The 20655-nt window shown below is 73.7% G+C and carries 18 protein-coding genes and 1 tRNA gene; 11 read left to right on the top strand and 8 right to left on the bottom strand.

Features of this window, described 5'->3' with window-relative positions; all coding sequences use genetic code 11:
* Position 1 precedes the first annotated feature (1 nt).
* The 3 genes from rocD to J1G43_RS14525 all read right to left on the bottom strand — a co-directional run bounded on the left by rocD (position 2) and on the right by J1G43_RS14525 (position 2672).
* Complete coding sequence (rocD, locus tag J1G43_RS14535; protein WP_207378712.1) at positions 2-1228, bottom strand: ornithine--oxo-acid transaminase; 1227 nt, start codon at positions 1226-1228, stop codon at positions 2-4.
* Positions 1225-2052, bottom strand: coding sequence for a dimethylargininase (gene ddaH, locus J1G43_RS14530; RefSeq protein ID WP_207340584.1), 828 nt, complete (start codon positions 2050-2052; stop codon positions 1225-1227). The genes rocD and ddaH overlap by 4 nt, the downstream gene beginning before the upstream one ends.
* Before the next feature lie 131 nt (positions 2053-2183).
* Positions 2184-2672 (bottom strand): SRPBCC family protein, encoded by a 489-nt coding sequence (locus J1G43_RS14525; protein WP_207340585.1) that lies wholly within the window; start codon positions 2670-2672, stop codon positions 2184-2186.
* A gap of 33 nt (positions 2673-2705) precedes the next feature.
* Between J1G43_RS14525 and J1G43_RS14520 the strand changes: the two genes are divergently transcribed.
* Positions 2706-3698, top strand: coding sequence for an aldo/keto reductase (locus J1G43_RS14520; protein WP_207378711.1), 993 nt, complete (start codon positions 2706-2708; stop codon positions 3696-3698).
* A 106-nt stretch (positions 3699-3804) separates the two neighbouring features.
* Here the strand turns inward: J1G43_RS14520 and J1G43_RS14515 are convergent, their stop codons facing one another.
* Positions 3805-4623 carry a hypothetical protein gene (locus tag J1G43_RS14515; protein ID WP_207340587.1) on the bottom strand — a complete coding sequence of 273 codons (819 nt, stop codon included), beginning with the start codon at positions 4621-4623 and terminating at the stop codon, positions 3805-3807.
* Positions 4624-4626: 3 nt separating this feature from the next.
* Complete coding sequence (locus J1G43_RS14510) at positions 4627-5166, bottom strand: OsmC family protein (RefSeq protein WP_242635796.1); 540 nt, start codon at positions 5164-5166, stop codon at positions 4627-4629.
* 213 nt (positions 5167-5379) lie between these two features.
* Between J1G43_RS14510 and J1G43_RS14505 the strand changes: the two genes are divergently transcribed.
* Together J1G43_RS14505 and J1G43_RS14500 are read left to right on the top strand one after the other, a co-directional pair.
* Positions 5380-5787, top strand: a complete 408-nt coding sequence (locus J1G43_RS14505; protein WP_242635795.1) for a transferase — start codon at positions 5380-5382, stop codon at positions 5785-5787.
* A 134-nt stretch (positions 5788-5921) separates the two neighbouring features.
* Positions 5922-6593, top strand: a complete 672-nt coding sequence (locus J1G43_RS14500; protein ID WP_207340589.1) for an AIM24 family protein — start codon at positions 5922-5924, stop codon at positions 6591-6593.
* Between the two features lie 85 nt (positions 6594-6678).
* On the opposite strand, the gene J1G43_RS19130 is transcribed toward J1G43_RS14500, so the two are convergent.
* Complete coding sequence (locus tag J1G43_RS19130) at positions 6679-7062, bottom strand: DivIVA domain-containing protein (RefSeq protein WP_242635794.1); 384 nt, start codon at positions 7060-7062, stop codon at positions 6679-6681.
* A gap of 124 nt (positions 7063-7186) precedes the next feature.
* Entirely contained in the window at positions 7187-9013 is a 1827-nt protein-coding gene (locus J1G43_RS14485; RefSeq protein ID WP_307859614.1) for a BCCT family transporter, read from the bottom strand.
* Between the two features lie 301 nt (positions 9014-9314).
* Between J1G43_RS14485 and J1G43_RS14480 the strand changes: the two genes are divergently transcribed.
* The 6 genes from J1G43_RS14480 (at position 9315) to J1G43_RS14455 (ending at position 15858) form a co-directional block, all read left to right on the top strand.
* The gene (locus J1G43_RS14480) at positions 9315-10556 is read left to right on the top strand and encodes an alpha-amylase family protein (protein ID WP_307859613.1); all 1242 of its coding nucleotides are present in this window, start codon (positions 9315-9317) and stop codon (positions 10554-10556) included.
* Positions 10557-10642: 86 nt separating this feature from the next.
* On the top strand, positions 10643-10906 hold the full coding sequence (locus J1G43_RS14475) for a hypothetical protein (protein ID WP_207342376.1): 264 nt from the start codon (positions 10643-10645) through the stop codon (positions 10904-10906).
* Positions 10907-11160: 254 nt separating this feature from the next.
* Entirely contained in the window at positions 11161-14043 is a 2883-nt protein-coding gene (locus J1G43_RS14470) for a hypothetical protein (protein ID WP_207378709.1), read from the top strand.
* Between the two features lie 27 nt (positions 14044-14070).
* The gene (locus J1G43_RS14465; protein WP_207378708.1) at positions 14071-15156 is read left to right on the top strand and encodes a hypothetical protein; all 1086 of its coding nucleotides are present in this window, start codon (positions 14071-14073) and stop codon (positions 15154-15156) included.
* A 186-nt stretch (positions 15157-15342) separates the two neighbouring features.
* A tRNA-Arg gene (locus tag J1G43_RS14460) sits at positions 15343-15415 on the top strand.
* A 170-nt stretch (positions 15416-15585) separates the two neighbouring features.
* Entirely contained in the window at positions 15586-15858 is a 273-nt protein-coding gene (locus tag J1G43_RS14455; RefSeq protein WP_207378707.1) for a hypothetical protein, read from the top strand.
* Between the two features lie 239 nt (positions 15859-16097).
* Here the strand turns inward: J1G43_RS14455 and J1G43_RS14450 are convergent, their stop codons facing one another.
* Positions 16098-16628, bottom strand: a complete 531-nt coding sequence (locus J1G43_RS14450) for a barstar family protein (protein ID WP_207342372.1) — start codon at positions 16626-16628, stop codon at positions 16098-16100.
* Positions 16629-16788: 160 nt separating this feature from the next.
* On the opposite strand from J1G43_RS14450, the gene J1G43_RS14445 reads away from it, so the two are divergent.
* Both J1G43_RS14445 and J1G43_RS14440 read left to right on the top strand, forming a co-directional pair.
* Positions 16789-18108: a DUF1524 domain-containing protein gene (locus J1G43_RS14445; protein ID WP_307859612.1), complete on the top strand. Its 1320-nt coding sequence runs from the start codon at positions 16789-16791 to the stop codon at positions 18106-18108.
* A gap of 308 nt (positions 18109-18416) precedes the next feature.
* The gene (locus tag J1G43_RS14440) at positions 18417-20354 is read left to right on the top strand and encodes an endo-1,4-beta-xylanase (protein ID WP_207378706.1); all 1938 of its coding nucleotides are present in this window, start codon (positions 18417-18419) and stop codon (positions 20352-20354) included.
* Positions 20355-20655: the final 301 nt, after the last annotated feature.

Raw genomic sequence — 20655 nt, 5'->3', positions numbered from 1 at the left:
GTCACGGCGTGGTGAGCGCCGTCTCCAGGTGGTCGAGCGCCGCGTCGAGGTCCGCCGGGTCGACCGTCAGCGGCGGGGCGAGCCGGATGGTGCCGCCGTGCGTGTCCTTGGCCAGCACGCCGCGAGCCAGCAGGCGTTCGCACAGCTCGCGTCCGCTGGCAGGGGCGCCCGGCACGGACGGGGCGATGTCGATGCCCGCCCACAGCCCGATCGTCCGGACTCCGGTGAGCAGCCCGTCGTCCATGAGGCCGGCGAGCCGGTCGCCCACGTGCTCACCGAGGGTGCGGGCGCGCGCCTGCAGCGTGCCGGGCGTCAGCAGGTCCACGACGGCCAGCGCCACCGCGCAGGCCAGCGGGTTGCCGCCGAACGTCGACCCGTGCGTCCCGGCGGTCAGCACCTCGAGCACGTCGGACCGGCCCACGACCGCGGAGACGGGCACGATCCCGCCGCCGAGCGCCTTGCCGAGCGTCACCAGGTCGGGCCGCACGTCGAACCGCTCGCACGCGAGCGTCGCACCCGCCCGCCCCAGCCCGGACTGGATCTCGTCGGCGACGAGCAGGACACCGGCCTCGTCGCACACCCGGCGCACCGCCGGCAGGTAGTCCACCGGCGGCACGACGACGCCCTGCTCGCCCTGCACCGGCTCGAGCAGCACCGCGACCGTCGTCTCGTCGACCGCCGCGGCCAGCGCCCGCGCGTCGCCGTACGGCACGCTGACGAACCCGGGCGTGAACGGCCCGAACCCGCGACGCGCGTCCGGGTCGGAGGAGAACGACACGATCGTGGTCGTCCGCCCGTGGAAGTTGCCGTCGGCGACGACGACCGTCGCGCGGTCCGCGGGCACGCCGCGCACCTCGTACCCCCACTTGCGGGCCGCCTTGATCGCGGTCTCGACCGCCTCGGCGCCGGTGTTCATGGGCAGCACCAGGTGCGAGCGGCCGGTCAGCAGCGGCCCGACCAGCCCGACGAGCGCCTGGGCGAACGGCTCGAGCAGCTCGTGGTCGAAAGCCCGTGACGTGAGCGTCAGCCGGTCGAGCTGCGCGTGCGCCGCGGCCACCAGCGCCGGGTGCCGGTGCCCGAAGCTGAGGGCCGAGTACCCCGCCAGCAGGTCGAGGTACCGCCGCCCGCCGGTGTCCGTGACCCACGCCCCCTCGCCCGTCGTCAGCGTGACCGGCAGCGGGTGGTAGTTCGGCGCGAGCGCGGACGTCCCGACGGGCCGCGCGGTCACCGCCGGATCTCCAGGGTGCAGCACTTGGCCCCGCCGCCGCCCTTGAGCAGCTCGGAGGTGTCGACGGGCACGGGCGTGTACCCGCGCTCGCGCAGCGCGTCGGCCAGGTGCGTGGCGCGCGGCGCCACCACCACGTGCAGGCCGTCGGACACCGCGTTGAGGCCCAGCGCGGCGGCGTCCTCGTCCGTGGCGACGACGGCGTCGGGGAACAGCGAGCGCAGCACCTCGCGGGAGCCGGGGGAGAACGCCGGCGGGTAGTACGCGATCTGCGGGTCCGCCGGGTCCGACGACAGCACGGCCAGCGCGGTGTCCAGGTGGTAGTAGCGCGCGTCGACCAGCTCCAGGGAGATCACCGGGCGACCGAACAGCTCCTGCGCCTCGGCGTGCGCGGCGCGCTCGGTGCGGAACCCGGTGCCGGCCAGCACCATGTCACCGGCGACGAGCATGTCGCCCTCGCCCTCGTTGACCTGCGCCGCGGTGTGGGTGAGGTAGCCGCGGTCGGCGAACCACTTCTCGTACGCGGGGCCCTCGGCCTGCCGCTCGGGGTACCGGAACCGCGCGGAGTACACGACGCCGCCGACGACGGTCGCCCCGTTGGCCGCGTACACCATGTCCGGGAGCCCAGGGAGCGGCTCGATGGTGTCGACCGTGTGGCCGAGGTCCAGGTACGTGTCACGCAGCGTGCGCCACTGCCGCACCGCCAGGTCCGTGTCGGTGGCCCGCGTGCGGTCCATCCACGGGTTGATCTCGTACGCCACCGTGTAGTGCGTGGGCTCGCACATCAGGTAGTGGCGGGGGGTGGCGCCGGGCGCGTGCGCGGTCATGGGTCTCCTCGCGGGACGGGGACCGCAGGGGGTGGGCGGCCCGTGACGAAGCGTACGAGTCCCGGGGCCGGTGGGGCCGCTGCGCGCTCCGGCGCGGCACCGCGCCGGAGCCGTCCCGCCCCGGCCGCGGCTCAGGCCGTCGTCAGGTCCGCCGCGGCCCGCCGCAGCACCAGCCGCAGCATCGCCCGCAGCGGGGGAGCGGTCAGCCGTGCCGTCCACGCCGCGGGCAGCGGGCCGGCGAGCGGGACGTGCTCCGACCACGTCACCCGGCACGTCGTGGGCGACGTGGGGAGCACGACGATCGACGCCGTCCCGCGCAGCAGCGGACCGTGCTTGGTGAACACGGCCTCGCCCGCGGCATCCCCCGCCGCGTCGCCCGGCGGGACGTACCGCGTGATGACCATCCGGTCGACCAGGCCGGGCGCGCCGCGTGCCGCTCCGGGTCCGGAGATGCCGACCACGTGCGACCCGAGGCGCGGCGGTCCGTCGGTGAGCACGCGCGTCATCGGGATCCACCGGCCGTGCCGGCGGGCGTCCGTCAGCGCCCGCCACGCGACGTCCGCCGGGACCGGCAGCGCACGGGTCACGACGGCCGTTGCGGCGTGCATGCGGGACGTCATCCGCCGATCCTCCCGCGGGGTAGCGTCTGGCGCATGCAGACGCGAGTGCTCGGACGGACGGGTCGTGAGGTCGGGGTCGTGGGGCTGGGCTGCTGGCAGCTCGGCGGGGACTGGGGCGTCGTCGCCGACGACACGGCCCTGAGCGTCCTGGAGGCGGCCGTGGACGCGGGCGTGACGTTCCTCGACACCGCCGACGTGTACGGCGACGGCCGCTCGGAGCGGGCCATCGGCCAGTTCCTCGCGTCGCGGCCGGACGTGGCCGAGCGCGTCACCGTCGCGACCAAGATGGGCCGGCGCGCCGACCCGCACGAGCCTGCCGCGTACACGTACGAGAACTTCTGCCGCTGGACGGACCGCAGCCGCCAGAACCTGCGCACCGACACCCTCGACCTGGTGCAGCTGCACTGCCCGCCCACGCCGGTGTTCCGCACCGAGGCCGTGTACGACGCGCTCGACCGGATCGTCGAGGACGGCCGCGCCGCCGCCTACGGCGTCTCGGTGGAGACGGTCGACGAGGCGCTCGCGGCCATCGAGCGGCCCCACGTCGCGAGCGTGCAGATCATCCTCAACGTCTTCCGTCGCAAGCCGCTGGAGCAGGTGCTGCCCGCGGCCGTCGAGGCGGGCATCGGCATCATCGCCCGCGTCCCGCTGGCGTCCGGCCTGCTGACGGGCCGGTACGACGAGAGCACGCAGTTCGCGGCCGACGACCACCGCACGTACAACCGCAACGGCGAGGCGTTCGACGTCGGCGAGACGTTCGCGGGCGTCCCCTACGAGGTGGGTGTCGCCGCCGCGCGCGAGGTCGCCGCGATCACGCCGTCCGGCATGACGACGGCCCAGCTGGCGCTCAAGTGGATCACGCAGCAGCCCGGCGTCTCCGTCGTCATCCCCGGCGCGCGCACGCCCGGGCAGGCGCAGGCCAACGCCGCCACCGACGCGTTCCCGGACCTGGACGACAGCACGATGGCAGCCCTGGAGCGGGTCTACGACGACAGCGTCCGCCCCCACGTCCACGGCCGCTGGTAGGCGGCAGGGCGTGACCGTCGCGCCCCGTGCGTGACGGTCACGGTCGGACGGGCGGCAGCGACTCCACCAGGTGCGCGGCGTGGCGACGCATCGTCCGACGGTGCCCTCAGCTGGAGCGCGGCAGTCCTCGCCGCCGCCCCCGGCGGGTGGTCGCAGCCGGTGCGTCCGCAGGCCCGGTCGGGTCGACCGGGTGCGCGGCGCTGGTCGGGGCCGGCCACAGCTCCGGCGGGGTGCCCGGCGGCAGTCCCCAGCCCGGTGCGGACACGGCCGCCGCGACGATGACCTGCGGGAACGTCTGGGGCGGCGGCCCGAAGGCCGTGCGGGCGCCCTTGACGACCGTCTGACCCAGGGCGCGGCCGCCGGCCACGCCGATCGCGGCGCCGATGCCGTAGGGGGCCAGCCGGCCCAGGGCGAGGCCGCCGAACCGCGCGGCCTGCGTGCGCACCAGGCGGCGGGTGAGCTGGTTGTTGACCTTCTTGACGGTGCTCATCGGCATGCGGGTCAGCAGCACCCGCCCGACGCGCAGCGTCGCGATCTCCGTGGCGTCGCTGACGGCCTTCGCGCCGGACTCGCCCAGCAGCGTGGCCAGCAGCAGGGCCTTGCGGCGCTCGGTGTCCGCCACCTCGATGCCGTGCACCGACGCGACGGCCAGGGAGAACGCGGCCGACGCCCCGAAGAACGTCGCGACGTCGCTGACGGTCAGCGCGGTGGCCAGGCCGGTGCCGACGATCGGTGCGGCCGCGGCGGCCCCCACGGCGCCGCCGGTGCCGGCGACCACCATCAGGTACTCCTTCTCCAGGAGCCTGACGACCTGGTCCGGCCCGGCGCCGGGGTTACGACGTCGCAGGTTCTCGACGTGCGCGTGGATCGTCGCCGACGGGATCGTCACCGCCTTCTCGAGGGCGGACTGCAGCAGGTGCGGCATGCCTCAGCGCTCCCCGGTGACGGTGAGGGTGGTGGTGGCGCCGTGCTCGAGCGTGCGCCCGACCGTGCAGTGCTGCTCGACCGCGCGGTGCACCACGGTCAGCAACCGGTCACGGGCGGCGTCGTCGAGCCCGGACAGGTCGACCTCGAGCACCTCCGCCAGCGCGGGGTAGCGGTCCTCGGTGGGGTGGGACATGCCGCCGACGCGGATGGTCACCTGCACGTCGTCGCCCAGACGCCGCGCCAGCGCCGCGTCCGAGGACAGGCCCGTGCACGCACCCAGCGCGATCTTCAGCAGCTCGCCGGGCGTGAAGGCGTCGGGGTCGCCCAGCGACCCGATGCGCACCTCCCCGCCGCGGGAGCTGCGCCCCACGTACTGCCGCGTGCCGGTGCGCTCCAGCCACAGCGCCGTGTCGTCCGCGTTGGCCAGCGGGTCCTGCGCGTCGCTCACCGCGGGCACGTCGGACGGGTCGCCCGGTGCCGTGCCGGACCCGGCCGGTGCCGGGTCCCCGGCGAGGTCTCGTGCGTCCTGGTCGGTCGTCATGGGGCCGATCCTCGCACGCAGGTGCGACGTGCGCCGGGCGGACGCGGCACCCCGCACCGGCTGGCTGCGGGCCCCGCACCGGCACCGTGCGGCGACGTCCGGCGGGGCCGAGGACGAGGAACGCGGTGGCGACGCGGGTGGCTCGCGTGAAGGTCCTGTGCACGGGGTTCCGTCGGGAACACCCCGTCGTGTCGGATCGTTCTGATGGCCAGGATGAAGAGATACGAGGAACTCGAGACCGAGGACGGCAAGGTCGTCCGCTACCAGCGACACGAGAACGGCGGCGGCCTCGTCGCCAGGGGCGCGAAGGTCGACCCGACCGCCTACGTGGCCGACTCCGCGTGGATCGACCCCGGTGCCGTGGTCGAGGCCGGTGCGTCCGTGGGCAGGTACGTCTGGGTCGAGCCCGGAGCCGTCGTGCAGGAGCGCGCGCGGCTCGGGTCGCACGTGCACGTCGGCCGTGAGGCGCTCGTCGGGCGCGGCTGTCGGCTCGGGGTGCGCGTCGACGTCGGGGCACGGGCCCGGCTGGACGCCGGCCTCGTCGTCGAGCCCGAGGCGAAGGTCGCCGAGGGGGCGCACGTCGAGCGCAGCGGCTTCCCGCCGCACGTCCTGGCCGCCTGAGACCCACCGCACGGCCCACGACCGCGCAGGTCAGCCCGGTCGCGCGTGGCCCTGCCCGCGTGCCGGCGCGGACCGCCGGACGTCACCCGTTGGGCTGGCGTGCGGCGCCGGTGGCGCGAGGCAGGATGTGCGCCATGCGCAGCGACATCTTCGACCAGTCCAACCTCGAGGTGGAGAACGGGCAGCGGTTCGTCCTGCAGAGCCCCAAGATGCTCAAGGTCACGCTCGGTGAGCCCGTGCTGGCCGCCAAGGGCGTCATGGTGGCCTACCAGGGTGCCGTGCAGTTCCACCACAAGGGCTCGGACTCCCTCGCCAAGTTCGTCAAGCGGGCCATCAGCAGCGACGACCAGTCGCTCATGACCGTGTCCGGGCAGGGTGACGTGTTCTTCGCGCGCTACGCCGAGGACGTCTTCATCATCCAGCTCGAGGGTGACGCCATCAGCGTCGGCGGCACGTCGCTGCTCGCGTTCGACGCGTCCCTGCAGTGGGACCTGCACCGCACCCGCGGCGCCGGGGTGATGACCGGCGGGTTCTTCAACACGGTCGTGCACGGGCACGGCTCCGTCGCGCTGACGTCCGACGGCAAGCCCGTCATCCTCGACTGCTCGCAGCAGCCGACGTACGTCGACCCCAACGCCGCGGTGTGCTGGTCGGCCAACCTCGCGCCCGAGGTCGTGTCCAGCCTGAACATGACCTCGATGCTGCGCGGCGGGTCCGGCGAGGCGTTCCAGTACAAGTTCCACGGTCCGGGGTTCGTGGTCGTGCAGCCGTCCGAGGGCTTCGCGGGCGTCGTCCAGACGAGCTGACGGGCGCCGGGGTCCCCGACCTGGCTGTGTGAGGCGTTGCTGCGGGAGACCGGCAGCAACGCCTCGCACCAGGGGCCCCCGCGGCTCAGCCGCCGAGGACGCGCTGCCACCAGGAGCGCCGCGGTGCCAGCAGGCCGGGCACGGCGCCGTCGGGTGCGCCGGTCGCCTGCGCGGCGGGCGCCGGCGGGGGGACGGGGACGGCGGGGCGCTCCCGGAGCGTCGTCATGACCCGGTCGAGCAGGTCGTCGACCGCGTCCTGCGCGTAGCCCTCGCGGAACTTCGTGGCCTGGAACCTCGCCTGCAGCACCCCGTCCGCGGTGACGGGGTCGTCGATCGCGGTCCCGCTCTCCACCGCGCGCAGCGTCGCGACGACCTTGGCGAGCAGGTCGTCGACCTCGTCCTTGTCGTACCCCTCGGTGAGCTTGGTGAGGGGCAGGCGGGCCTGCTGGACGTCGTCGGCGGTGAGCATGCGCAGATCGTGCCACCGGGACCGCCAGGCGTCGCCCGGACGTGCCGAGGCGTGTCCGCGACGTCACCCGCCGTGGGACGGCCGGTGCCGCGACCGGGCGGTCGGCCGCGGCACCGTGCCGAGCTCAGGCGAGCACGGGGTCCTTGCGGTCGTCGGAGCCCTCGTCGTCGGAGTCCCGGTCGTCCGTGCCCTGGCCGTCCTCCCCCTCCGGCTGGTACCAGTCGGTCAGCACCGGGTCGTCGGTGTCCAGCCACGCGCCCGCGCCCTCGTCGGGCTCGGTGGCCACGACGCCCACGACGAAGTCGTCGCCGTGCTCCTCGATCCCGGCGCGGACGCCCTGCTCGAGGGCCTCGCGGGCGTACCGGCGCCGCAGGGTCAGCGGGTCGCGCGCCAGGTCCTTGGCCCACGCGACCATCACGAAGATGATGACGACGGCGAACGGCAGCGCCGCGACGATCATGAGGCTCTGCAGGCCCGTCAGCGCGACCTGCCCGCCGCCGACCAGCAGGACGGCGGCGATCGTCGCGAGCGCGACACCCCACAGGACGGTGGTCCAGCGGCGCGGCTCGGGGTTGCCCCGCTCCGAGAGGCTGGCCATGACGATGGAGGCCGAGTCGGCGCTGGTGACGAAGAAGATGACGATCGAGATCACCGCGGCCACCGACGTCAGGGCGCCGAACGGCAGCTCGTCGAGCAGCAGGAACAGCATGTCCTGGCCGGACTCCGCCTGGCTGATGCCGGCCCCCGTCTGCTCGAACCACATGGTGGTGCCGCCGACCACCGTGAACCACACCAGGCACACGGCACTGGGCACCACGATGACGGCGGTGACGAACTCGCGCAGCGTGCGGCCGCGGCTGATCTTGGCGATGAACAGCCCGACGAAGGGCGTCCACGACACCCACCACGCCCAGTAGTAGGTGGTCCACGCGCTCATGAACTCCTGCGCGTCGGGGGCCGTCGCGGCCGACTGGGCCATCAGCGTCGGCAGCTCACCGACGAACGTCATGAGGGCGCCGGGGATCAGGTTGAGGAGCAGGACGGTCGGCCCCGTCACCAGGACGAAGAGGCCGAGCGCACCGGCGAGCGCCATGTTGATGTTGGACAGCGCGCGGATGCCGCGCTTGAGGCCCGACACGGCCGAGAGGATGAACGCCACGGCGAGCACCGCGATGATGCCGACCAGCGCCGCGTTGCCCAGGGTGCCGATGCCACCGACGACCTCCACGCCGCGGCCGATCTGCAGCGCGCCGATGCCCAGGGACACCGCGGTGCCGAACAGCGTGACGACGATCGCGAAGACGTCGACGACCTTGCCGAGCAGGCCGTGGGAGCGGGCACCGAAGATCGGCTCGAGCAGCGCCGACATCAGCGGGACGCGGCCCTTGCGGTACGCCGCGTACGCGACGGCACCGCCGATCAGCGCGTAGTAGGCCCACGCGATGGGGCCCCAGTGGAACGTCGTCTGCGCGAGCGCCACGTGCATGGCGGCGTTGCTGCCCGCCTCGGTCGACGCGGCGAACGCCGGCGGCAGGTCCGTGAAGAACGTCATCGGCTCCAGCGGGCCGTAGAACAGCAGACCGATGCCCATGCCGGCGGAGAACAGCATGGTGATCCACGAGACGGTCGAGAACTCCGGGCCCTCGTCGTCCTGTCCCAGCCGCACCGCGCGGTGCCGCCCGAACCCGACCCACATCATGAAGCCGAACACGACCACGGTCAGCACGCTGAAGAACCAGCCGAAGTCCTGCGTGACGACGTCGAAGCCGGCGCCCGCGAAGGCCGCGAGCCCCGACGGGTTGGCGACGCCCCACACGATGACGCCGGCGACGAGCGCGGCGGCGACCGCGAACACGACCGTGTCGACGCTGAACCGACGGTGCGTCTGCTCGACGCCGATCCCCGGCAGGAGCGCGGGGTGCGGGGTCCCGACGGTGCTCGGTGAGGTCACCTCCTGCAGGATGCGCGTGGCGCGTGCCCGCTGCGCGGCGGTGCGCTGACCGTCCTCGGTAGGCGGGGGTTCCGTGCGATGGTCGTTCACAGCTGCCTCTCGTCGGTGGCCGGGCCACGGAAGAGGGTCACGGCTCGGCGGTGGGAGCGCGAGCGATCGGACCGAAAGTTGCGGACCCTGCACGGGGGAGCGCGCGGGTTTGGCCCGTCGCGCCGCGGTGGGTAGAACGCGCGCGTCGGGCGCGGGAGGTGGCGGGCGTAGCCTCGTGCGGTCGTGAAGCCGTCTGGGTGAGGAGTCCCGTGTGACCTGGGTCGAGCATGCCGTCCTGTGGCAGGTGTACCCGCTGGGCATGACCGGCGCCCCGATCCGGGACCGCGTCGCCGACGACGCCGGCCACCGCCTGCGGCGTCTGGAGCCCTGGCTGGACTACGCCGTCGAGCTCGGGGCGTCCGGCCTGTCGCTGGGGCCGGTCTTCGAGTCACAGACCCACGGGTACGACAGCACCGACCAGCTCGCGATCGACCGTCGGCTCGGCGACGACCAGGACTTCGACGCGCTGGTGGCCGCGTGCCGCGAGCGCGGCCTGCGGATCGTGCTCGACGGTGTGTTCAACCACGTCGGCGCAGGTCACCCGTACTTCCAGCAGGCGCTGCGGGAGGGGCCCGGCAGCCGCTACGCGTCCTGGTTCCGCATCGACTGGGACGCACCGGGGGGACCCCGGGCCGCGGACTTCGAGGGGCACAGCTCCCTGGTCGCCCTGGACCACACCCAGCCCGAGGTCGCCGAGTACGTCGCGGGCGTCATGCGGCACTGGCTCGCCCGGGGCGCCGACGGCTGGCGGCTCGACGCCGCCTACGCGGTGCCGCCGGAGTTCTGGGCGCGCGTGCTGCCCGCCGTCCGCGCCGACCACCCCGACGCGTGGTTCGTCGGCGAGGTGATCCACGGCGACTACGCGGCGATCGTCGCGGAGTCCGGCATGGACTCGGTCACCCAGTACGAGCTGTGGAAGGCGCTGTGGAGCTCGCTGCTCGACCGCAACCTCTTCGAGCTCGACTGGTGCCTGACCCGGCACGACGGGTTCCTCGAGCACTTCACCCCGCAGACCAGCGTCGGCAACCACGACGTCACCCGCATCGCCAGCAGGGTCGGCCCCGAGCGGGCCGTCCTCGCCGTCGTCGTCCTCATGACCACCGGCGGTGTGCCGTCGGTGTACTACGGCGACGAGCAGGCGTTCACCGGCGTCAAGGAGGAACGGCTCGGCGGCGACGACGCGGTCCGCCCCGCGCTGCCCGACGACCCGAGCGGCCTGGACCCCGAGGGCTGGTGGATGTACCGGGTGCACCAGCAGCTCATCGGCCTGCGGCGCCGGCACCCGTGGCTCGTGCACGCCCGCACCGAGAAGGTCGAGCTCACCAACACCCGCTACGTGTACACGGCGCGGTCGGCGGACGGCGAGCAGTCCCTCACCGTCGAGCTCGACCTCGACGCGACCCGGGCCGTCGTCTGCGACCCCGCCGGGACGGTGCTCTTCCAGCACGGCTGACCCGAGGCGTTCACAGGTTCACGCACGACACTCGTGCGACCCACCGATGGGGCGTCGACGCCGACGGAACGGAGGAGGTCGTCACCATGCCGACGCTGCTGCAGCCCGTCCGCCGGGTGCTGGGCGGGCTCGTCGAGGCGCACCTGGACGCGTTCGGGAAGACGTACGCCAAAGCACGCAGGCGGGCGGTCCCGCCGCAGCGGGCGTACGCCCTGGCGACCGTGGTCGCGCTGGTCCTCGCCCCGGCCCCGACGCTGCGGGGCCCGCGCCGCGAGTGGGCCTGCGCGTGCGAGGAGGAGATCGCGGTGCGCCGGGCGCACCGGGTGCTGAACCGGCCGTCGGCCGCGTGACCTGCGGGCTCGTCGCTCCGGTTCACCCTCCCGGGGTCCCGGGGGCGTCGGTAGTGGCGGCGGATCCGGCCACGAGGGCTGACCCGAGGGGGCCGCGAACCGGGCGGCGACGAGCTCACTGAGACGCGCGAGCGGCCGGGGTCCGAGCCTGCAGCGCTCACCCGGGTCGGCAGGGCAGTGCTCGGCGACCGCCGTATCAGCGCGGCTGCGAGCAGGCTCCTCCCAGCACACGACCACTGACCCAGGAGCCCGTCATGGACGACCTCGCCCGCTTCATCGTCATGCGCCCTCCGGACCTGCCGACCCGCGGTGAGGTGAAGGTGCTCGAACCCCCGTCGATCGACACCACCGCGGGCCGCCGACCGGCGGCGGAGCAGGCGCGCGACGTGCTGCGCTCCGAGCACGCGGTCCGCCGCGTGGAGGACCTGCGTGCGGGGTCCGTCGCCGTCCGCGTGCAGCACGTGCTGTCCGCCGGCCACGTGCCCCTCGCCGTGCTCGCGGACGCCGTGGAGGCGGTCGGCGGACGGGACGTCGCCACGGTGGTGGCCGACGAGACGTTCGGCACGGAGGAGGGTGCCCTCGCCGACACCCTGGTCGCCACGAAGATCCTGTCCGGGTGGCCGGACGTCGACGCCGCCGGGCTCGCCGCCGCCGCGCAGGGCTACGACGCGCTGCGGCGCGCGTCGCAGGGCGAGGACCCCGTGGGTCTGCGCCCGCTGCAGATGCCCGGGCCCGTGAGCCCGCGGGGGGAGGAGCCGCACGGTGGGGACCCTCGACCGGGCGGGGGCGACGAGCCCCGGCCAGGCGGCGGTGACGGCCCTCGACCGGATGGCGGCACGGACTCCCGTGGCGACGACCGGCCCGGCCGCGAGGACCCGCACCTGCGTGAGGCGCGGGTGCAGGAGGCGCGGCTCGGCACGGCGCTGCGTGCGCTGCGCGGGCTGCGCGCCGACGCCTTCGCCGCAGGGGCGGGCGCGGACGATCACCGGACCGGACAGCCTGCGGCCGTCCCAGCCGGCAGCACGTCGCGGGCGGCGGCGGGTCCCGCGGTGCCGCATGACACCGACCTCTCCGTCCGGTCCCCGTGGCTGCTGCGCCGCGAGGCCGTCGACGACCTGCCGACGGACGTGCGCGGCACGCTCGCCGACGCCGGGATCGACCCCGCTGCCGTGCCGCTGCCGCAGCTCGTCGAGCAGGTCGAGGCGCTGCGGCTCGCCGAGGCGGCCGTCGTCCGCGACCTGTCGGCCGGGCCGCGCGTGCGCGGGCGCGTCCACGTCGGCGCAGGGTGGCTGACCGAGCCGCAGGACGACGACTGGGTCGGCACCCCGACGACGGGGATGCCGACGGGGCACGGCGACGTGAAGTCCGTCGGCATCGGCGAGCTGCTCCTCATCAAGCAGCACGTGCTGCGGTACGAGGGCGGTGAGCTGGCGCACGTCGAGAACGTGCTGCGCTCCGAGCACCTCTCGCGCGAGACCCGGCGGCTGGACCGCACGGAGACGACGATCCTCACCGAGTCCGAGCACACCCAGGAGGACGAGCGGGACACCCAGACCACCGACCGGTTCTCCCTCAAGCGGGAGACGACCGCCACCCTCGCCGAGGAGTCGACGTTCACCGCCGGCGTCCAGGTCACCGCCAAGTACGGGCCGTTCGTCGAGGTCGAGGCCAGTGCCGAGCTGGGGACCGCGAGCTCGAGCGAGGAGACGGCGAAGCAGTCGACCGAGTTCGGCAAGGACGTCGTGACCCGCGCGGCGAGCAAGGTCGTCGACCGGGTGCTGGAGCGGCGCTCGACCACCACGGTCACCGAGTTCGAGGAGAAGTACGGCCACGGGTTCGACAACACGGCGGGGTCCGGCAACATCAGCGGCGTCTACCAGTGGGTCGACAAGGTCGTGCAGGCGCAGGTGTACTCCTACGGCAAGCGCATGCTGTTCGACATCACCGTCCCCGAGCCGGCCACCGCGTTCCTCCTCACGCAGAGCGCCCCGGACGACGGCACCGCGCCGCAGCCGCCGGTGCCGTTCACGATCACGTCCGACCAGGTGACGGAGGCCGAGTACCCGGTCTGGGCGCGCCGGTACGACGTCGGCGGGCTGGAGGCCCCGCCGCCACCCGTCAAGACCCTCAGCAAGGCGTTCGCCGGGGTCTTCGCCGAGGGCGACCACGAGAGCTCGGCGTCCGGCGAGCTGGTCGTCGACGAGGGGTACGAGGCGCGGTACGCGCTCTTCCAGCGTTCCATGTCGTTCTACGACGACCACGTGTGGCGCGTCATGGTCGGCAGCAACTGGATCGACGCCTTCTCCGCCACCGGCTACGTCGACATGGCCTCCGAGGTGGGCTCCGTGGCGTACGCGTACCACGCCCGGCAGGTCCGCTCGATGGCGGCGACGGTCGAGATCTTCTGCCAGCGCACCGCACGCGCCACGAAGGCGTGGCAGCTCAAGACGCACGCGGCCCTCACCCAGGGGTACCTGGCCAAGCTGCAGCAGTACGAGAGCCGGCTCGCCGAGGCGGAGGCCCAGGCCGGCGTGGTCATCGCCGGGCGCAACCCGCTGTGGAACCAGCGCCTGGTCGCCACGGAGCTGCGCAAGCAGGCGCTGACGGTGCTCACGGCGCAGCACTTCGACGCCTTCGGGGCGCTCGAGCTGTCGTCGCAGGGGTACGCGCAGCCGGACCTCGTGCGGACCGCGCAGCAGATGCCGTACGTCCGCTTCCTCGAGCAGGCCTTCGAGTGGGAGCACCTCGTCCACTTCTGCTACCCGTACTTCTGGGGCTGGAAGCCCGCCTGGAAGCAGCGGATGCTGCTCGACGACGTCGACCCGCAGTTCGCCGACTTCCTGCGCGCCGGGGCCGCGCGCGTCGTCGTCCCCGTGCGCCCGGGCTTCGAGGCCGCGGTGTCGCACTACCTGGAGCGCGGGAAGATCTGGAACGGGGGCCCGGCACCGACCGTCAACGACTCCACGTACCTGCCGATCGTCAAGGAGATCCAGGCCGCGCAGGGCGCACCGGGCGACGAACGGCCCGTGGGCGAACCGTGGCTCGTCCGCCTGCCGACGACCCTGGTCAAGCTGCGGCCCGACGACGAGCTGCCCTCGTGGCACAAGGTCGACGAGGACTGGCAGCCGGTCGAGTAGCACCGGCGGGGCGGGCAGGAGCGGGCCATGAAGCAGTACGTCCTCGTCGCCGGGGTCGACTACGAGTTCAAGGGCGTCGACTTCCGTGTCATCGCCGACCGCCGTCGCGCGTGGCTGGAGCGGCGGAACACGAAGAAGGAGGACCTGCGGTTCGTCACGATGGACGTGCGCAGCGGGGAGGTCCAGGTGCGGACGGTGACGTTCGCGGGGGGCAGGCGCACGGAGGCCGTCACCGCGACGAAGGCCTTCACGCCGGTGACGCGCGCGAGCTACGCCACCTCCGGCGGGCACACGCGCTTCAAGCCGAACCAGCCCGGGGTCATGGGGATCACCGACGTGTTCCACCGGGTCGTCACCATCGGCGCGATCTCGCCGGGGACGGTCATGGAGCTGTCGATCTTCAGCCACGGGTGGATGGGCGGCCCGATCCTCGTCAACAGCACCGACGACCGGACGCACGAGGTCGCCGTCCCCATGCCGATCGGACCGCCGGTCGTGACCCTGGTGCCCGTCGCGGGGACCAGCCGCGACCCCGACGACAAGGACGGCCGGTCCGGGCTCGACTTCCGGGCGCCCACGATGGACACGGCCGACCTGGACAGCTTCCGCAAGGCGTTCCACACCGACGGCATCTCCTGGCTGTGGGGGTGCGCGTTCCCCAAGGTCGTCAACCACTCGCTGTGGGCGATGCAGCACGCGCCGACGTACAGGTCGTCCGGGCTCGCGGAGGACACGGTGCTGCGCCTCGACGACGTGACGCCGGACGACGTCGCCTCGCTCGAGGACGTGCTGCACCCGCTGCTCGGCACCTTCCCCTCCCGGCAGACGATCACGCTGAAGTTCGGCTTCCTGCGGTGGGCGTTCTGCGCCAAGAACCAGTCGTCGTACGCCGTTGCGCTCGCGGCGGCGACCCAGCGCCCGGTGCGCGCCGCGCTGCTCGGCACGTACGCCGAGTACGACACGACCGGCGACATGCTCATGAACGTGCCGGCGAAGTTCGGTGCGCACTTCGCGTTCTACAAGAACTACCTGGGGCTGCCGCTGGACCCCGAGGGGCGGCGGTACGGGGTGTACCCGCCGGCGCTGGTGTGCGCGCCGGCGCCGGCGCCGTGAGGGCCGCTTCGTGTGCGGCGGTGGCGCGCGGTGGTGCTGCTGGCGCACCGCGCCCGCTACCCTGGACCGGCGTCGACGTCGTGCTTCCGCGCGCGCCGACGCCGCACGGGGTCTTCCGCGACTCGTGGGCGGGTGCAGGGACGCAGGTTCGTCCGGGTTCTCGGTCACGGGGCGGTCGGGTCCCATGCGCCTGTAGCTCAGGGGATAGAGCACCGCTCTCCTAAAGCGGGTGTCGGCAGTTCGAATCTGCCCAGGCGCACAGAGTGTTGTTGCAGGTTAGGGGCGGTTTCGGCGAAGTGGGCGCGGGGGCTGCGGCGGCCGGGCGAGTGCGGTCACGCGAGACCCCATTCTGCAGTCGTTGCTCGATGAGGCGCTGACGATCAGCGGGGACCCGGTCTGGCTGCGTCGTGCGGTGGCAGGTGCGCGGCGATGACCCCGCGCACCGTCAAGGCCGATGAGGTGATGCGTCGAGGACGGCTGGTGAAGGCGGAGCAGTTCGCGGACGCGGCGGTTGCGGTCGAGATGCTCGCCGACCAGGCTTCGGACGTCGCCGACGCCTACGTCACGCTGGGCGTCCACGCAGGCATTGCCGCCGCGGACGTGGTCTGCGCCGCCCGACTCGGCGAGTACTCCCGTGGCGAGCGTTCGCGGCCGACTACCTCGCCAGGTTGTTCCTTTCCGAACGCCGCCGGAAGTTCGTGAAGCGCAAACCCGTTCGATCTCGCTGTCATCGTCGCCCTGGCGCTTCTGCGTCCGCTACGCCTGCTGCCGCTCGTCGCACTCGCCAGCGTGCTCAACCGCGTCGGTTCCAGCCAGCCTGCGCGACGTTGAACCGGCGCTCGACCATGCCGACGTCTGGCAGGTCACCGGTGCCGCCGTCCCGGCCGGCGGGCTGCTCTGCCGGGCCGCTCGGGCCTGACCAGGGTCTGGGGTGACCGTGGCTACCTGCGGTCGCGGTCGAGCCACTCGGCGTCGTGCCACGGGACCCCCACGCCACCGACGGGTCCGATCCGGAAGCCGGGGTCGTCGACGCGGAGCAGCGAGAGAATGCGGTGCCCGTAGAGAAGTGCTGTTCGGCTTGTCGCCGCCAGGACGTCCGCGAGGGCCAGCGCCTCCTCGGGAAGCCGCTGCCGGTAGACGTCGAACCCGGCGACCACCAGTGCGAGACCCGTCGACCCGACGCGCCAGCCGTAGTCGCCGTGGGCCACGTCGTCGAGGCAGTCGCGCAACGCATCGAGGTTGCGGCCGAAGTGCTCGGGGAACTGCAGCGCGCTCGCGAGGTCGCCGTACATGGTGGGGGCCGCTCGCCAGTCCGCGGCGTTCAGGTACACGACGTCATAGCCGAGGTCGACGAGGCTCCGCACCGCGTCCTCGAGCACCTGCGGCCGGCGGCACAGCACGACGCCACCGGCGCGGGCGATCCGGAAGTCGACCGCGTGCGTGATGTCCGCATCACGATCGAAGGCCGCCACGACGCGCACGCTAGTGCTTGGCCGACCCGGACGGCGGACACCCGGCCGGGCGTCGTCACAGTTCGCCGCAGCTGCGCACGCACTGCCGTGCGGGTCGGTGGTCGGCCGGGGAGGCCCGACTCACGTCAAGGGGCGGTCGGCGGTTGCCGATGTCAGTACCGTGCCCTCGTCCGCATCGCCCCGACCCTCGACCCCGATCCCGCTGACGACGAAGGTCGGCCTGGCCGGTCTGGTCCTCGTGGCCAGCCTGGGCGCCACCAGCGGGATCAGTGGGGTCGTCGTCCTCGCGGGCCTCTACCTCGCGGCCACCGGCGCGTGGGCGGTGCGGCGGCGTCGTTCCTGGCTCGGGCGCCACAGCCGCGGGGCGGCCAGTGTGGTCCTCGCCGGCGGGCTCGTGCTCGTCGTGGTCGGAGGGGCGATCGCGGCACCTTCGGCCACGGAGGACCCCGGCGCGAGGGCCCTCGTCGCCGCCACGGCCACGCCGGACCCCGTGCGGACGCCCACCCCGGCGCCGACGCCCACGCCGCCGACCCTCGAGCAGCAGGCCGCCGCGCTGCCCGCCCCCGAGCTCGCTGCCGAGGTCGACGTCGTCGCGGCCCAGCAGTCGGCGGCACCGCAGACGGCCCTCGCCGTCGTCGCCCTGCTCGAGGTCAAGGGGCGGGCGCCGAAGACCGGGTACGACCGCGACCTGTTCGGCAACGGGTGGGTCGACACCGACCGCAACGGCTGCGACACCCGCAACGACATGCTCGCCCGGGACCTGGAGAACGAGACCTTCAAGCCCGGCACGCGCGACTGCGTGGTGCTCACCGGCACCCTCGCGGACCCGTACAGCGGCACGTCGATCGCGTTCACCCGCGGCCAGGAGACGAGCAACGCCGTGCAGATCGACCACGTGGTCGCGCTGTCGGACGCGTGGCAGAAGGGTGCCCAGGGGTGGGACGAGCCCACGCGCGTGGCCTTCGCCAACGACCCGCTCAACCTCCTCGCCGTCGACGGGCCGCTCAACATGCAGAAGCGCGACGGGGACACGGCGACCTGGCTGCCGCCGCACAAGCCGTACCGCTGCGCGTACGTGGCCCGGCAGGTCGGCGTGAAGCACACCTACGGGCTGTGGGTCACCGAGGCCGAGCGCAACGCCATGGTGAGCGTCCTGTCCACCTGCGCCGAGGAGCCTCTGCCCGCCGGTGCGAAGGAGGTGCCTGCGCCCGCTCCGGCGCCTGCCCCGGCCGCCGCGCCTGCTCCGGCACCTGCCCCCGCCGCCGTGCCCGCCCCGGCCCCCGCGCCGGCAGAGCCTGCCGCACCGGCCCCGGCGCCCGCCCCCGCGGACCCGCCGGCACCGGCACCGGCTCCGGCCGCGGTCCACTACAAGAACTGTGCGGCGGCCCGTGCAGCAGGCGCCGCACCGGTGCACGTCGGGGAGCCCGGCTACGGCACCCACCTCGACCGCGACGGCGACGGGATCGGCTGCGAGAGCTGACGTGGTGCGGGCCTGCCGGTCCGCCCGGGTCGCCCGCCCGACGCACCCACGCGCCGTCGCCGCAGCGCGATCCGCACGCCGACGGCGCCCCCGTCACGACCACCCTTGACGTCACCCGAACGGCTCCTTACGTTGTCACCCATCTGCCGCGTCTAACGTTAAAAACGACGGGGCAGGAGGAAGTGGGCCGCCTCGGCCCGCGCGCCGGTCAGCGAGGACCGGTGGGGCGCCGGGTGGCGCACGGTCATGTCGACCGGATCAGGGGCCCGCGGCAACGGAGCGGCGGGGTCCCGGGGGAGGAAGCGACCATGAGGACGACCACACGACGACCCGGCGGGGCGCCCGGGACGAGGACGGGCGCTGCGCGCCGCCTGGCTGCGCGCTGGGTGGGGACGGCGGCGGCGGTGACGCTGGTGGCGGTGGGTGTCGCCGCACCGGTGCAGGCCGCCGGCACGGACGGCACGTACGACGTCGAGATCCGCGTGGAGGGCCGCGGGGGCACCGTCACGGGCGCCGGCAGCTACGAGGCCGGTGAGACCGTCGACCTGACCGCCACGCCCGGCAGGGGCCACGTGTGGGGCGGCTGGACGTCGCCCGAGCTCGGGTGGATCGGCGCCCGCGTCGGCTCCTTCACCATGCCGGAGCAGGACGTCGTCCTGGAGACGTCGTTCCGCAAGGCGATCAAGCCGCTGAAGGACGTGTACCGCGACTACTTCGACGTCGGGAACATCTGGTCCCACCCCGGCACGTACGAGCAGGGGTCGCCGGCGTCGGAGACGATCGCCAAGCACTACAGCGTCATGACGGCCGAGAACGCCATGAAGCCCGACCAGCTGCTGCCCAACGACAACATCGACCCGGAGACCGGCGCCTTCACGTTCACCTTCGCCCAGGCGGACGCGTTCGTCGACGAGACGCTCGCCCGCGGCATGAAGGTGCACGGGCACGTGCTGGTCTGGCACGGGCAGTCCCCGGCGCGGCTCAACAGCGGCACCACCGGCGGCACCCGCGCGCAGGCCCGCGCCAACATGGAGCGGTACATCACCGAGGTGCTCACGCACTTCGACGGTCGCGCCGTCTCCTGGGACGTCGTCAACGAGGCCTTCGTCGACGGGCTCGCGGAGTTCGACCCGGCCACGCAGGACTGGCGCGACTTCCTGCGCGGCGGGCCCAACGGCGGGTTCTCCCGCTGGTACACCGCGTACGCCAACGGCGCGGACACGGCGGCGGGGGAGCACCCGGCGGACTTCCTGTACGACGCGTTCGTGTTCGCCCGCACCGCCGACCCGGACATGCGGCTGGAGTACAACGACTTCAACGTCTTCCAGTCCGAGGGCAAGGCGCAGGCGATCATCGCGATGGCGACCGACCTCAACGCCCGCTACGCGGCCGAGCACCCCGAGGACCCGCGTCCGCTCGTCGAGGCGATCGGCATGCAGTCGCACAACTACATCAACCAGACCCCGGCGTTCGCGTGCTCGTCGAACACCCGCCTGCCGCAGCTCGTGGACGACGCCGCCGCGGAATGGCAGCCCGGCGCGTGCTCGGACGAGGCGTCCGTCGAGCGGTCGATCCAGCTCATCACCGAGGCCGGGTTCGAGGTGAGCATCAGCGAGCTCGACCTGCAGGTGTGGGAGGCGTGGAACGGCCAGCCCGAGGGTGACGACCGTGCCGCGTACCGCGACCTGACCGACCCGTCCGTCGCCGACCGCATCTCGCGCGAGGGCTTCACGTACTGGGTCGGCAAGATCGAGAACCGGGCCGAGCTGGAGCGGATCCAGGCGCAGCGGTTCGCCGAGTACTTCGCGGTCTACAAGACCTACGCCACGGACATCGACCGCGTGACGTTCTGGGGGCTGAACGACCAGCTGAGCTGGCGCTCCACCCACAACCCGCTGATCCTCAACAGCGACTTCTCGGAGAAGCTCGCCGCGGTCGCGGTGGCCGACCCGGAGCGGTGGCTCGGGATCCGCGGGCACCTCGGCGACACCTCGAAGCTGCAGGAGGCGGTCGACCAGGCCGAGGTGCTCGACCTGCGCGGCCACACGTACACCGGCAAGAGCGTCGGTGCCGTGCGCAAGGCGCTGGGCAAGGCCACGTCCGTCCTCGCCAAGGGCGCCCCGCAGGCCAAGGTCGACGAGGCGACCGCCGCGCTGCTCGACGCGATCGCGGCGCTCGAGCCGAAGGGGCCGAAGGGACCGAAGCCGCCGAAGGCGCCGAAGCCGCCGCACGGCCCGCACCGCTGAGCCGACGAGGCCCCCGCAGGTCACCGGCGGCAGCCGGTGCGCCTGCGGGGGCCTCGCCGTGTCCGCCGCCGCCGCGACCGGCTCCCGCCGTGCGTCCTACCCGTCCCGCCGCCCGGTGTCGGACCGCCCCGCCGCCCGGATCGTGACCCAACCGTGCTCTGCGTCACCGGCCGGTGGTCCCGTCCCGGCGGTCGCCGTGCGCGTACCCTGAGGAGGAGGCGCGGCTCCGGTCCCCGTGAGCCGCCGCCCCGACCGGACACCGCCAGGTGCACGGCGAGCCCCTCGGTCACCGCACGGCGAC

This window comes from Cellulomonas sp. zg-ZUI22 (assembly GCF_017353535.1).
Taxonomy (GTDB): Bacteria; Actinomycetota; Actinomycetes; order Actinomycetales; family Cellulomonadaceae; genus Cellulomonas; species Cellulomonas wangleii.
Note: the sequence above shows the minus strand (reverse complement) of the source record. Positions and strands in the feature narration are given on the sequence as shown.

Coding starts and splice junctions, on each gene's coding strand:
- J1G43_RS14470 (WP_207378709.1), top strand. CDS start 11,161: ATGGACGACCTCGCCCGCTTCATCGTCATGCGCCCTCCGGACCTGCCG.
- J1G43_RS14465 (WP_207378708.1), top strand. CDS start 14,071: ATGAAGCAGTACGTCCTCGTCGCCGGGGTCGACTACGAGTTCAAGGGC.
- J1G43_RS14440 (WP_207378706.1), top strand. CDS start 18,417: ATGAGGACGACCACACGACGACCCGGCGGGGCGCCCGGGACGAGGACG.
- J1G43_RS14500 (WP_207340589.1), top strand. CDS start 5,922: ATGCGCAGCGACATCTTCGACCAGTCCAACCTCGAGGTGGAGAACGGG.
- J1G43_RS14455 (WP_207378707.1), top strand. CDS start 15,586: ATGACCCCGCGCACCGTCAAGGCCGATGAGGTGATGCGTCGAGGACGG.
- J1G43_RS14520 (WP_207378711.1), top strand. CDS start 2,706: ATGCAGACGCGAGTGCTCGGACGGACGGGTCGTGAGGTCGGGGTCGTG.
- J1G43_RS14515 (WP_207340587.1), bottom strand. CDS start 4,623: ATGCCGCACCTGCTGCAGTCCGCCCTCGAGAAGGCGGTGACGATCCCG.
- ddaH (WP_207340584.1), bottom strand. CDS start 2,052: ATGACCGCGCACGCGCCCGGCGCCACCCCCCGCCACTACCTGATGTGC.
- J1G43_RS14505 (WP_242635795.1), top strand. CDS start 5,380: ATGAAGAGATACGAGGAACTCGAGACCGAGGACGGCAAGGTCGTCCGC.
- J1G43_RS14475 (WP_207342376.1), top strand. CDS start 10,643: ATGCCGACGCTGCTGCAGCCCGTCCGCCGGGTGCTGGGCGGGCTCGTC.
- J1G43_RS14525 (WP_207340585.1), bottom strand. CDS start 2,672: ATGACGTCCCGCATGCACGCCGCAACGGCCGTCGTGACCCGTGCGCTG.
- J1G43_RS14510 (WP_242635796.1), bottom strand. CDS start 5,166: ATGACGACCGACCAGGACGCACGAGACCTCGCCGGGGACCCGGCACCG.
- J1G43_RS19130 (WP_242635794.1), bottom strand. CDS start 7,062: ATGCTCACCGCCGACGACGTCCAGCAGGCCCGCCTGCCCCTCACCAAG.